We start from the raw sequence: 13840 nt of genomic DNA on the forward strand, positions 1-13840 counted from the left end.
TTCGTTCGAGATATTTTCGTTTCGAACGCTTCTTAAAAATGTGTATGCGATAAATAATTAGTGTTGTTCTTTCGTTTCATGCTTTGAAGGTTTAATAATCAAGTCAAATAATACGACAATGATTGTAAATACAATAGCACCAATAATAGGGGTGATCAAATTAAGTGCGCCCCCACCTGAAAGACTGTTAAGCACGAAATTTACCATTTGTAATAAGACAATAGACCAAAATAACACTGCGAGGTATTTCATTATGTAATGCCTCCAATTTAATATATATATACATTTATTATAAATAAGAATGTGATATTTGTATAGTAGTAAGTTATAAAGTGTAGATTTTAATTGTACTAATTTTCACTATAAATTATAATAATAAATGTGATTTTAATGAGTATACTAGGTGAAGTTCTTGTATTGGAATTATGTATTATGTTAAATTAATACCTGGTATTAAAAAATTATTAAGAAGGTGTACAACCATGAACGTGGGTATTAAAGGTTTCGGCGCATATGCGCCTGAAAAAGTAGTAGAGAATGCCTATTTTGAATCGTTTTTAGAAACTTCAGATGAATGGATTTCGAAAATGACAGGTATTAAAGAAAGAAGATGGGCTGATGAAGATGAAGAGACGTCTGATTTAGCTTATCAAGCAAGTGTTAAAGCTATTAATGATGCTGGTATTGAACCAACGGACATAGATATGATTATTGTTGCAACATCTACAGGAGATTTTCCATTTCCAACTGTGGCTAACATATTACAAGACAGACTTGGCATCGGAAAGGTTGCTTCTATGGATCAGTTAGCTGCATGTAGTGGTTTCATGTATGCAATGATTAACGCTAAACAATTCGTACAATCAGGCGATTATAAAAATATTTTAGTTGTAGGTGCAGATAAATTATCTAAAATCACAGATTACACAGACCGTTCAACCGCTATTTTATTTGGTGATGGTGCTGGTGCAGTCGTTATCGGCGAAGTGTCTGAAGGCCGAGGTATTTTAAGTTATGAACTTGGATCAGACGGTTCTGGAGGCGAATATTTATATTTAAATCCAGAAAATGGTAAGATATTTATGAATGGACGAGAAGTGTTTAAATTTGCTGTTAGAATCATGGGTGAAGCCTCTAATAATGCAGTTGCAAAAGCAAATTTAGAACCAAACGATATCGATATGTTTGTGCCACATCAAGCGAATATTAGAATTATGGAATCTGCAAGAGAACGATTAGGTATACCTAAAGAAAAAATGAGCGTCTCAGTGGATAAATTTGGTAATACTTCTGCAGCTTCAATTCCATTAAGTATCGCACAAGAATTAGAAAATGGTAAAATTAAAGATGATGATGTTTTAGTACTAGTAGGATTCGGTGGCGGTCTTACTTGGGGTGCTGTAACAATAAGATGGGGAAAATAGGAGGATAATATATGAGCAAGGAACATCGTGTCGTCATTACTGGTATGGGTGTTTTATCACCAATCGGTAATGATGCAAAAACTTCATGGAAAAATGCACTAAATGGTGTTAGTGGTATAGATGAAATAACACGTATAGATACATCAGCATATAAAGTTCATTTAGCGGGTGAATTAAAAGACTTTGATATTGAAGATCATATAGATAAAAAAGAAGCGCGTCGTATGGATCGATTCACACAGTATGCAGTAGTCGCTGCAAGAGAAGCGGTTAAGGATGCAAAACTAGATATTAATGAAGATACAGCTAATAGAATTGGTGTTTGGATTGGCTCAGGTATCGGTGGCATGGAAACATTTGAATTATCACATAGCCAATTGCTAGAGCGTGGCCCTAGACGTGTCAGTCCTTTCTTTGTTCCGATGTTAATTCCTGATATGGCTACAGGCCAAGTATCTATTGATTTAGGTGCAAAAGGGCCGAATGGTGCTACGGTTACAGCATGTGCTACAGGTACAAACTCAATTGGAGAAGCTTTCAAGATTATCCAACGCGGTGATGCCGATGCTATGGTTACAGGTGGTACTGAAGCGCCAATTACACATATGGCAATCGCAGGCTTTAGTGCAAGCCGTGCTTTAACAACGAATGAAGATAAAGAAACAGCTTGTCGACCATTCCAAGAAGGCCGCGATGGCTTTGTAATGGGAGAAGGCGCAGGTATTGTTGTACTTGAATCTTTAGAGTCAGCCAAAGCACGTGGTGCAGAAATTTATGCTGAAGTAGTTGGTTATGGTTCAACAGGTGATGCTTATCATATTACAGCTCCAGCACCTGAAGGCGAAGGCGGCTCACGTGCGATGCAAGCAGCGATTGATGATGCAGGCATTGAGCCCCAAGATATTCAATATTTAAATGCTCATGGTACGAGTACGCCAGTTGGCGATTTGACTGAAATTCAAGCGATTAAAAATACATTTGGTGAAGCAGCTAAAAACTTAAAAATTAGCTCTACAAAATCAATGACTGGTCACTTATTAGGTGCAACAGGTGGTTTAGAGGCCATTTTCTCTGCTTTATCTATTAGAGATGGCCGCATCGCGCCAACCATCCATGCTGAATCTCCAGACCCAGAGTGTGATTTAGACATTGTTCCAAATAAAGCTGAAGATTTAGATATTACTTACGCTATGAGTAATAGTTTAGGATTTGGTGGCCATAATGCCGTCCTTGTTTTGAAAAAATTTAACGACTAAATCATATGTAATGATAAAAGGCTGAGACAATTCATTTGTCCAGCCTTATTTATTTTGGCTGAAATTATTTAACAGATACGGAGTGATATGAATAAGCGATGATATCGATTGAAGATAGTTTTAATTTTTAAATAATATATATTTTAATAGTAAAATACATAATTAAATTTGATATATTGTATATTTATAGTGTGCATCTAGTGTATAATGTGCTTTATATTTACTTCAAAAGGAGGCAGTCAAGATGAAACGCTTTTCAACTTTGTCAACAACTTTGAAAACACGAATGATTGCAGATTTTATCTTGATTATAGCAAGTCAAGCCATCATGCCTTTTATAGCACTTTATTTAACGAGCAAGGTGAACGCAGTTTTTGCAGGGACATTTTTAATTATAAATATTATAGTGAGTTTTATAGTGTCTTTTTTAGGTGGATATTTAGGTGATAATTATAATAGGAAGAAAACGGTGAATTATATTCACTTTTTATATGCAATTTGCCTAATTATTCTAAGTATTACGGTTACTATGGACGGTACTGGTTTAGTTATATTTTGTATTGCTATTTTTGTTTTTCAATTATTATTTGCTGCAAGTGAACCTATATTTGAAGCGGCTATTATGGATGCTATATATGAAGATGTTAGGGCATATGTATATCAACTCAATTATTGGATGTTTAATATCGGTACAGCCATCGGTATGGCGTTAGGTGCATTATTATATTTGGGGCATAAACATTTATTATTTATTCTTTTCTTTGTCGCTATGTTAGTAAGTTGGTACTTATTTGAGAAGTATTATGATGTTAAACAAGTTATTAGTAAAAAGGGCGACGTTACGACTAAGTTTAAACATTTTTTTGAAAGCTATCGAGATGTAGTTAAAGATAAATATTATATGATGCTAAATTTGGGCTATATGATGGTCATCATGGCTGAATTGAGTTTAAATTCTTATGTCGTGGTAAGGTTGAAAGATGCTTTTGAACCATTATCGATTTTAGGTTTTTATATAGATGGTGTCAGAATGTTTACGGTCATTATGATTATTAATACAGTAGTTGTCGCCACTTTAACATTTACTGTCAACAGAATTGTCGCAGCGACTTCGACTAGAATTGCATTTATGATTGGGATTGTCTTGTATACATTAGGATACAGTGTATTGACGTCTGCAACATCGTTTTGGATTTTATGCTTATTTTCAATTTTGGCTACTTTAGGGGAATTAATATATTCACCTATACAAAATGCACAACGATTCTTGATGATTCCTGAAGATAAACGAAGTACGTATAGTACATTTGCAATGGTTTCATTTTACGGCGGAAATATTTTAGCACGGCTAGGACTTATTATTGGCGCATTTATATTGCCATGGATGATGTCTATCTACGTGGCAGTCATTGTTTTGTTGGGTTTTATCCTACTTTATTATGCACTTTTCTGTAATCCCAATATTGATAATCAACAGAAAAAAAGGCTGGATTAGTTATTGTTATTAAATACAATTACTAATCCAGTCTTTTTATATAGCAAATGATATTAAAATAGAGATAATGACATAAATGAGATTACAAAGAAAAGCAATTTTCACCCAAGATGAAACAATATAAATATCTTTTTTAGGTTTAGTAGGCTTAAAAAACGTATCATCTTCAAGCGAGCTTCTATGTTTCTTTCTCATCAATTGATATTTTAATCTTCTAAAACCAAAGCTTGTAGGATCTAAAACGCCTTCTTGTACAATCAAAATGATAAAAGAGAATATTGCTAAGAAGATAGAGACATAGAATATAATATTAATAAAGTTTATCCAATTATGGTTTGAAAATAACCATAAAATAAATGAAATTATAGGTGTAATAAGTAAAAATAATACGAGATGTTTTAAATATTTCATGTCGTTGCCCCCAAAAAAAGAATTAAATTAATTGTAACTTAAGTTAACTAAAAAATGAATAAAAATTACTATAAATTCGTTAACAACAGTATTTAATTAGAAGTTTAAAATTAATTAATTTTTAATTTCTTTAATAAAGTAAAGCAATAGAATATTGATTAAAATCTTAACTAAACGTATAATGTTATTAAATATTCTGAATATTGTGAAGGGAATGTTTAATTCGATTCAAAGGGGGATACAATATGCTTAAATATGTTTTAAAGCGATTGGGTTATATGTTTTTGTCATTATTCATTATCATTACCATTACATTTTTCTTGATGAAACTTATGCCAGGTTCACCATTTAATGATGAAAAATTAAATGATGAACAAAAGCAAATTCTAAATGAAAAATATGGTTTGAATGACCCAGTACCAGTTCAGTATGCGAGTTATTTGAAGAATGTTGTTACGGGGGACTTTGGTAACTCATTCCAATATGATAACCAGCCAGTTTGGGATTTAATCAAACCAAGGTTATTACCATCTTTAGAGATGGGTTTAACAGCGATGGTGATTGGTGTCATACTCGGTCTGATTTTAGGGGTCATTGCGGCAGTCCGGCAAAACACCTGGGCTGACTATACAGCTACAGTAATTTCAGTTATAGCAGTATCGGTACCATCATTTGTATTAGCTGTTTTATTACAATATGTATTTTCAGTAAGATTACAATGGTTCCCAGTAGCAGGTTGGGAAGGTATTTCAACAGCAGTGTTACCATCTTTAGCACTATCAGCAGCAGTTTTAGCGACGGTAGCAAGATACATAAGAGCAGAAATGATAGAAGTGTTAAGTTCAGATTATATTTTACTTGCACGTGCCAAAGGCAATTCAACAATGAGAGTATTATTTGGACACGCATTAAGAAATGCCTTGATTCCAGTAATTACAATTATTGTGCCAATGTTGGCGAGTATATTAACAGGTACTTTGACAATTGAAAATATTTTTGGGGTGCCAGGGTTAGGGGATCAATTCGTAAGATCGATTACTACGAACGATTTCCCAGTAATTATGGCGACAACTATTTTATTCAGTACACTATTTATAGTTTCTATTTTCCTTGTAGATATATTATATGGTGTTATTGATCCACGTATACGTATACAAGGAGGTAAAAAATAATGGCTGATAATAAAAATGAAAATTTAAATCAAGATTATTCAAATGCAGTTATGTCACATACCTCAGAAGCAATACCAGCATCAGATTTTATTAGAAGTAACAATGATATTGAAAAAGAGCCTGAAATACAGAGAGAAAGTAAAAACTTTTGGCAAGATGCATGGACACAATTAAAGCGTAATAAATTAGCAGTAGTTGGTATGATAGGGTTAATTATTATCATTATTTTAGCGTTAATTGGACCATTATTTAGTGCGCATGACTATGCTGAACAAGATGTTGAAAGACGTAATTTACCAGCTAAAATACCTGTGCTAGATCAAATTTCATTTTTACCATTTGATGGTGAAGGTGCTCAAGGTAAAGATGCCTATGAAGAAGCTGGAGTGAAAGAAAATTTCTGGTTTGGTACAGACCAATTAGGTAGAGATTTATGGTCACGTACTTGGCAAGGTGCACAAGTATCATTATTTATTGGTGTTGTTGCAGCATTGCTCGATATTTTTATTGGGGTCATTTATGGCGCGATTTCAGGATTTTTTGGAGGACGACTTGATAATGTGATGCAACGTATTATTGAAATTGTTGCGTCTATACCAACATTGATTGTTGTTATTTTATTCGTGTTAATCTTTGAACCATCTATATGGACGATTATATTAGCGATGGCAATCACAGGCTGGATTGGAATGAGTCGTGTTGTCAGAGGGGAATTCTTAAAATTAAAAGGTCAAGAATTTGTATTAGCTTCAAAAACATTAGGTGTATCTAAACTTAAATTAATATTTAAGCACATATTACCTAACACACTAGGAGTTATAGTTGTTACATCTATGTTTACAGTGCCGAATGCAATCTTCTTCGAAGCATTCCTAAGCTTTATTGGTATTGGAGTGCCAGCACCAAGAACATCACTTGGTTCACTTGTAAATGATGGTCGCGCAATGTTATTGATTCATCCACATGAATTATTTATTCCGGCTATTATTTTAAGTTTATTAATATTATTCTTCTATCTATTTAGTGATGGATTACGTGATGCATTTGATCCGAAAATGCGTAAATAAAAAGGGGGCAACATTTTATGTCAGAAAGAATATTAGAAGTTAACAATTTGCATGTTTCCTTTGATATTGACGCAGGGGAAGTGCAAGCAGTACGTGGCGTGGATTTCTTTCTAGATAAAGGAGAAACACTAGCGATTGTTGGTGAATCAGGTTCTGGGAAATCAGTGACAACAAAAGCTATTACGAAATTATTCCAAGGTGATACAGGGAGAATTAAAAAAGGTGTTATTAATTTCTTGGGTGAAGACTTAGCTCAAAAATCAGAAGAAGAGTTAATTAAATTACGAGGAAAAGATATTTCTATGATTTTTCAAGATCCGATGACTTCGCTTAATCCTACAATGAAAATAGGCAAGCAGGTTATGGAACCACTAATGAAACATAGAAATTACAATAAAGTAAATGCGAAAAAAAGAGCATTGGAAATATTAAACCTTGTCGGTTTACCAAACGCTGAAAAACGTTTTAATGCCTATCCACATCAATTTTCAGGGGGACAAAGACAGAGAATAGTCATTGCGACAGCACTTGCATGTGAGCCTAAAGTATTAATTGCTGATGAGCCAACTACTGCACTTGATGTAACGATGCAAGCTCAAATATTAGAATTGATGAGAGAGTTACAAAGTAAAATAAGTACTTCAATCGTTTTCATCACTCATGATTTAGGTGTTGTTGCTAATATAGCAGACAGAGTAGCTGTTATGTATGGTGGTCAAATGGTTGAAACCGGGGACGTAGATGAAATATTTTATGACCCTAAACACCCGTATACTTGGGGACTATTATCATCGATGCCTGATTTAACGACTGGTTCAGAAACAGAATTATTAGCTATTCCAGGTACACCACCAGATCTTTTACACCCGCCTAAAGGAGATGCGTTTGCTGAACGTAGCCAATATGCATTAGATGTGGATTTTAAAACACCGCCACCATGGTTCAAAATATCTGATACACATTTTGTGAAATCTTGGTTACTTGACGAGCGTGCACCTCATGTTGAACCACCAGAAATGGTACAAAAACGTTTACGTAAGATGCCAAATAATTACGATAAACCGCAACAAGTAGAAAGGGTGGCGTTTGATGATGCAAAATAAAGACATACTTTTACAAGTGAAAAATGTTAAACAATATTTTAATGAAGGAAAGCGTAACGAAGTGCGTGCAGTTGAAAATATTTCATTTGATATTTATAAGGGGGAAACATTTGGGTTAGTTGGTGAATCTGGTTGTGGAAAATCTACTACTGGTAAAGCCATTATTAAACTTAATGATGTAACTGATGGAGAAATACTTTATGAAGGTATCGATATTCAAAAAATAAAAAACCGTAAAGATTCTTTAAAGTTTAATAAAAAGATGCAAATGATTTTCCAAGATCCGTATGCTTCATTAAACCCAAGGTTAAAAGTCATGGATATCGTAGCAGAGGGGATAGATATTCATAAGCTAGCTAGTGGGACAAAAGACCGAAAAAGAAGAGTGTACAACTTATTAGAAACAGTAGGTCTTAGCAAAGAACATGCCAATCGTTATCCACATGAATTCTCAGGCGGTCAAAGACAACGTATCGGTATTGCACGTGCATTAGCAGTAGAACCAGAATTTATTATTGCAGATGAGCCAATATCAGCGTTAGATGTGTCAATACAAGCCCAGGTCGTTAATTTGCTATTAAAGTTGCAAAGAGAACACAATATTACGTTTTTATTTATTGCCCATGACCTTTCAATGGTGAAATATATTTCAGACAGAATAGCAGTAATGCATTTTGGTAAAATTGTCGAATTAGGTTCTGCAGATGAAATATACAATCATCCGTTACATCCTTACACGAAATCGTTGCTTTCAGCAGTACCACAACCGGATCCTGAAAGTGAACGTTCTCGAAAAAGAACAGTGTATAAAGAAGACACATCCAAAAATAATCAACGGTCATTAAATGAAATACAACCTGGCCATTTTGTATTTACTACGGATGAAGAAGCAGAAACATTAAAATCTCAAATGCAAGCACCATCAGTATAAGGGGAAGGGGGATTAATATGAAAAGGATTAAACTATTTATAGTTTTATTAGCTTTAACGGTGATTACAGCGGGATGTAGCAGTGCTGAAGGTATCTACTCGGACAAAGGACAAGTATTTAGAAAAGTGATACCACAAGATATTTCTTCATTAGACTCTGCACTAGTGACCGACACGGTATCTTTTGATTTATTCAATCAAGTCTATGAAGGTCTTTACACTTTGGATAAGAATGATAAAGCACAACCAGGTGTCGCTAAAGAAATGCCAAAGAAAAGTAATGGCGGTAAGACCTTGACAATTAAATTGCGTAAGGATGCAAAATGGTCTAATGGGGATCCAGTTACTGCACAAGATTTTGTTTTTGCATGGAAACGTGTTGTCAATCCAGATACAGCTTCAGAATATGCTTACATAATGTATGACTTAAAAAATGCTGAAGACATTAATATGGGTAAAAAAGATGTTGATAAATTAGGTGTAAAAGCGCTAGATGACCACACATTAAAAATTGAACTAAATAAGCCAATACCATATATTAATGAAATGCTTGCATTTGGCACATACTTGCCACAAAAAGAAAAAGTTGTGAAAAAGCATGGTGAACAATATGCTACAACTGCAGATAAAACAGTGTTTAATGGTCCGTTCAAAGTTCAAGATTGGAAAGTTGAAGATAAAATTCAATTAGTTAAAAATGAAGATTATTGGGACAAGAAAAAAGTTCATTTAGACCGTGTAAATTATAAAGTGTTAAAAGACCAGCAAGCAGGAGCATCACTTTATGACACTGGTTCTGTAGATGATACTACTATCAGTGCAGACCAAGTGGATAAATATCAAGGAAATCCTGGTTTGAAAAAACGTTTGTTGGCTAGTACGTTCTATATGAAGTTAAATCAAGATAATGTACCTGAATTTAAAAATAAAGATTTACGAATTGCAATTTCACAAGCGATTGATAAAGAAGGCTATGTGAATTCAGTTTTAAATAATGGATCTGAATCGACAGATGGGTTCACAGCTAAATTAACGGCAGAAACACCTGACGGCAAAGACTTTGCCGAATCTATAGATTCACCACTTGCATATAATCCGAAAGCAGCTAAGAAACACTTAGAAAAAGCGAAAAAAGATTTAGGTGTGAAAGAATTGACGTTTACCATGAATACTGAAGATACACCAGGATCAAAAGTATCAGCAGAATATATAAAATCAGAAGTAGAGAAGAATTTACCAGGTGTAACGATGAAAGTTAAACAATTACCGTTTAAACAGAGAGTAAATCAAGAACATTCTGAAACATTTGAAGCATCGTTATCAAGTTGGGGGCCAGATTATCCAGATCCTCTAACATTCTTGGAAATTATGACAACAGGTAATCCTTCAAATAATACCGCTTGGGGTAGTAAAAAATACGACCAACTCGTTAAAGATGCGAATGGTAAATTATTGAAAAAACCGGAAGAACGTAATGCAGCGATGAAAGAAGCGGAAGAATTATTACTCAATGATGCACCTGTAGCACCTATATATCAAAAAGGGGAAGCACATTTAACCAATCCACAAGTCAAAGGTTTATTCTATCACCAAATTGGTGGTGATACTTCGCTAAAAGAAGTAAGCATTGATAAATCAATTGACCGTGAAACTGGTAAAAAGAAATAAAATAAGTGAAAAATGAAATTTGAGTACAACTTATCGAAATAATGAAAATACGTCACTTTCTATGTCATTATATAGAGAGTGGCGTATTCTTTGATATCATACATTTTTGATCCTTGTTAAATAATTACTTTCCAACAGAAGGATTGACAATAAATGATTATTGGTATTGTAAGACCTAATTGATATATTTCAAAAATTACGGTGTTAATGTAGCATTCATCAACTAAACAAAATTGTAATTTGCTAAAATCACGCGGATAGTTGTAGAAGGAATGATGAAATTTGAGTACAACCAGATTAATATATGTATAGAAAGTTGAAAAAACAGACTAATCCTTTAATTTGGATTGGTCTGTTTTAGAATGAGATGTATGCCAATTTTTTTGATTTTTAGATTATCTTTTTCGACCTAAGCCCATTGCTTTTTCCATTTTTTTTAATGTTTTAAATGAAGCTTTTTGAGCTTTCTCTCTACCATTATCTAAAATTGTATCTAATTCATCTGAGTTGAAATAATACTCATATTTTTCTTGGAACTGAACTAAAAAGTCTTTTACAATTTCAGCTAAATCTGATTTAAATTCACCATAGTTAGAATCTTTATACTGTGTTTGGAGTTCATCAATTGTTTTATCAGTTAAACTTGAATAGATAGATAATAAATTTGAAATGCCAGGCTTATTTTCACGATCAAATTTAATAATACCATCTGAATCTGTTACTGCACTTTTTATTTTTTTAGCGCCAACATTGGGTTCATCTAACAATGAGATATAATTTTTTTGGTTATCATCACTTTTACTCATTTTTTTCGTTGGGTCTTGTAAACTCATAACACGACCACCAACTTTTGGCATGCGTATTTCTGGTTTTACAAGAACATCGTTGTAACGTGAATTGAATCGGTCTACTAAATTTCTAGTTAATTCAATATGTTGTTTTTGGTCGTCTCCAACAGGAACGATGTTTGTGTTATAAATAACGATATCTGCTGCCATTAATGGAGGATATGTAAGTAAGCCAGCTGGTATACCTTCCGTTTGTTTTACTGCTTTATCTTTAAATTGTGTCATACGTTCTAATTCACCAATTGATGAAATAGTTGTTAACATCCAGCTAGCTTGCACATGCGCTGGCACTTCAGATTGTATAAATAATGTTGATTTTTCTGGATCAATGCCTGAAGCTAAATAAATCGCTGCTAGTTGTCTTGTTTGTTTACGTAGTTTTAATCGATCTTGTGGAATTGTAATTGCGTGTTGATCCACGATGCAGAAGAAACAATCATAGTCTTCTTGGACTTCACCAAATTGCTTCAACGCACCAATATAATTACCAAGCGTTGGGATGCCGCTAGGTTGGATACCAGAAAATAAAGTTTCCATTTTTTGATGCCTACCTTTTTAATAATTTAATTTATCTACTTTAGTAATAGTATAACAGTATTTCAATCATTTGTAAGTTATGTTAAACTGTATACATATCAATATTTCTAACTAAATTGATTGGGAATTAAGCTTATTTGAAAATTTTTTAAAAAATTAGAGAATTCTCATTTAATTTTAATGTTGATAGGGTATACTTTAATTGTAAGGTTAAGATAGGTAAAAATGACTTAGTAATTTCTTAATCATATAAAAATTGAAATCTAATGAATTTATATTCATGAAAAATAGGAGAGTGAGATGTATGGTAACATTATTTACTTCACCAAGTTGCACATCTTGCCGTAAAGCGAAAGCATGGTTACAAGAACATGACATTCCGTATACGGAGCGTAACATTTTTTCAGAACACTTAACAATCGATGAAATTAAACAAATTTTAAAAATGACTGAAGATGGAACAGACGAAATCATATCTACTCGTTCTAAAACTTATCAAAAATTAAATGTAGATATTGATGCTTTACCACTTCAAGACTTATATTCAATTATCCAAGATAATCCAGGTTTGTTAAGACGTCCGATTATCTTAGATGATAAACGTTTACAAGTTGGTTATAATGAAGATGAAATCAGACGTTTTTTACCTAGAAAAGTACGTACGTTCCAATTGCAAGAAGCGCAACGTATGGTTGATTAATTTATAAATAGAGCGATTAAGCCATAAAGTAATGTTATTGTGATGTTGCTTTGTGGTTTTGTTGTGTTTACCATAACAGATAAATGTATACTTACGTCAAACAAATCGATTATTCGATTGTGAATAATTATTGACTAAATTCAAACAGCACTCTATAAAAAGTGCTGTTTTTTGGCCTTTTATAAGGGTATATGTTATTATAAGAGACCAAATAGAAAATAGTAAAAATTAATCAAACAAATTAATTGTAATTCTTACTACGTTCTAATACAATAATGATTACTATTCATCGACTGTAAGGAGTGAGATGATATGAGAATAGAGCGAGTTGACGATACTACCGTTAAACTATTTATAACATATAGTGATATAGAAGCAAGAGGTTTTAAACGAGAAGATTTATGGACTAATCGCAAACGTGGAGAAGAATTCTTTTGGAACATGATGGAAGAAATCAATGAAGAAGAAGATTTTGTTGTTGAAGGTCCTTTATGGATTCAAGTACATGCTTTTGAAAAGGGCGTTGAAGTAACAATTTCTAAATCTAAAAACGAAGATCTTATCAATATGTCTGATGAAGACAATGACCAATTAGATCATCAAGTTAATGATTTATTATCACAAACATTTGATCAAGATGATAGTTTAGAGGATTTATTTGAACAACGACAACAACAAAAAGAGACACAACAAGATCAAGAACGCAACAAACGTAAGCCGCAAAATACACGTACTGTTATAGTTAGATTTAATGACTTGGAAGAAGTAATTGATTATGCTTACCATAATAATCAAAGAACAGATGAGTTTGAAGATTTATTATATAGTTTTAATAATGTATATTACTACGCTGTTCACTTTGATGAAACAGTTGGACAAGAAACAATTAACGATAGTTACAGTCAATTACTTGAGTTCGCATATCCTACTGATAAATCAGAAGTATATTTAAACGATTACGCAAAAATTATTATGAGTCATAATGTCGCTTCACAAGTACGTCGTTATTTTCCTGATACAACAGAATAACTACGATAAAGAAACTAATATAAATTATTATCAACAATGATTATGATTTGATTAGTAGATTAATTTGAGACTGACAGTCTGGGACATAAGGTTCTTGGACAAATGAAAAAAGGCAATTTCTATTGAAATCATATAGAAATTGCTTTTTTCTGTATTGTTTTAAAATAAGGCATTTGATTCTGTGAGAGCTACATCATTCA

Annotated in this window: 13 protein-coding genes; 10 read left to right on the top strand and 3 right to left on the bottom strand. The window is 33.0% G+C overall.

Annotation, left to right across the window (positions count from 1 at the left end):
- Positions 1 to 57 precede the first annotated feature (57 nt).
- Entirely contained in the window at positions 58 to 252 is a 195-nt protein-coding gene (locus MUA21_RS03485) for a YjzD family protein (protein WP_046208047.1), read from the bottom strand.
- A gap of 230 nt (positions 253 to 482) precedes the next feature.
- On the opposite strand from MUA21_RS03485, the gene MUA21_RS03490 reads away from it, so the two are divergent.
- From MUA21_RS03490 to MUA21_RS03500, 3 genes are all read left to right on the top strand, one after another.
- Positions 483 to 1424: a beta-ketoacyl-ACP synthase III gene (locus tag MUA21_RS03490; protein WP_040030149.1), complete on the top strand. Its 942-nt coding sequence runs from the start codon at positions 483 to 485 to the stop codon at positions 1422 to 1424.
- 11 nt (positions 1425 to 1435) lie between these two features.
- Positions 1436 to 2680 carry a beta-ketoacyl-ACP synthase II gene (gene fabF / locus MUA21_RS03495; RefSeq protein ID WP_073342619.1) on the top strand — a complete coding sequence of 415 codons (1245 nt, stop codon included), beginning with the start codon at positions 1436 to 1438 and terminating at the stop codon, positions 2678 to 2680.
- Between the two features lie 244 nt (positions 2681 to 2924).
- On the top strand, positions 2925 to 4175 hold the full coding sequence (locus tag MUA21_RS03500) for an MFS transporter (RefSeq protein WP_064209432.1): 1251 nt from the start codon (positions 2925 to 2927) through the stop codon (positions 4173 to 4175).
- A gap of 36 nt (positions 4176 to 4211) precedes the next feature.
- Here MUA21_RS03500 and MUA21_RS03505 read toward each other — a convergent pair whose 3' ends face one another.
- Positions 4212 to 4586 (bottom strand): DUF3899 domain-containing protein, encoded by a 375-nt coding sequence (locus MUA21_RS03505; RefSeq protein ID WP_073342615.1) that lies wholly within the window; start codon positions 4584 to 4586, stop codon positions 4212 to 4214.
- A gap of 245 nt (positions 4587 to 4831) precedes the next feature.
- Between MUA21_RS03505 and opp3b the strand changes: the two genes are divergently transcribed.
- From opp3b to MUA21_RS03530, 5 genes are read left to right on the top strand one after another with little or no spacing between them, the layout of a single operon-like run.
- Entirely contained in the window at positions 4832 to 5758 is a 927-nt protein-coding gene (opp3b, locus tag MUA21_RS03510) for an oligopeptide ABC transporter permease (protein ID WP_107525699.1), read from the top strand.
- Positions 5758 to 6825, top strand: coding sequence for an oligopeptide ABC transporter permease (gene opp3C / locus MUA21_RS03515; protein ID WP_210129021.1), 1068 nt, complete (start codon positions 5758 to 5760; stop codon positions 6823 to 6825). The genes opp3b and opp3C overlap by 1 nt, the downstream gene beginning before the upstream one ends.
- A 17-nt stretch (positions 6826 to 6842) precedes the next feature.
- Positions 6843 to 7928, top strand: a complete 1086-nt coding sequence (locus MUA21_RS03520; protein ID WP_046208053.1) for an ABC transporter ATP-binding protein — start codon at positions 6843 to 6845, stop codon at positions 7926 to 7928.
- The gene (locus MUA21_RS03525; RefSeq protein ID WP_198644455.1) at positions 7918 to 8859 is read left to right on the top strand and encodes an ABC transporter ATP-binding protein; all 942 of its coding nucleotides are present in this window, start codon (positions 7918 to 7920) and stop codon (positions 8857 to 8859) included. Before MUA21_RS03520 ends, MUA21_RS03525 begins: the two co-directional genes overlap by 11 nt.
- 17 nt (positions 8860 to 8876) lie before the next feature.
- Complete coding sequence (locus tag MUA21_RS03530) at positions 8877 to 10526, top strand: peptide ABC transporter substrate-binding protein (RefSeq protein WP_262561884.1); 1650 nt, start codon at positions 8877 to 8879, stop codon at positions 10524 to 10526.
- A gap of 395 nt (positions 10527 to 10921) precedes the next feature.
- Here the strand turns inward: MUA21_RS03530 and trpS are convergent, their stop codons facing one another.
- On the bottom strand, positions 10922 to 11911 hold the full coding sequence (gene trpS, locus MUA21_RS03535) for a tryptophan--tRNA ligase (RefSeq protein WP_107525697.1): 990 nt from the start codon (positions 11909 to 11911) through the stop codon (positions 10922 to 10924).
- Between the two features lie 304 nt (positions 11912 to 12215).
- On the opposite strand from trpS, the gene spxA reads away from it, so the two are divergent.
- Both spxA and mecA read left to right on the top strand, forming a co-directional pair.
- A complete protein-coding gene (spxA, locus tag MUA21_RS03540; protein ID WP_040030144.1) occupies positions 12216 to 12611 on the top strand; it encodes a transcriptional regulator SpxA in 396 nt (131 codons plus the stop codon).
- 312 nt (positions 12612 to 12923) lie between these two features.
- Positions 12924 to 13640, top strand: a complete 717-nt coding sequence (mecA, locus tag MUA21_RS03545) for an adaptor protein MecA (RefSeq protein WP_064209428.1) — start codon at positions 12924 to 12926, stop codon at positions 13638 to 13640.
- The last annotated feature ends 200 nt before the right edge of the window (positions 13641 to 13840 follow it).

It is taken from the genome of Staphylococcus ureilyticus (assembly GCF_025558845.1).
Taxonomy (GTDB): domain Bacteria; phylum Bacillota; class Bacilli; order Staphylococcales; family Staphylococcaceae; genus Staphylococcus; species Staphylococcus ureilyticus.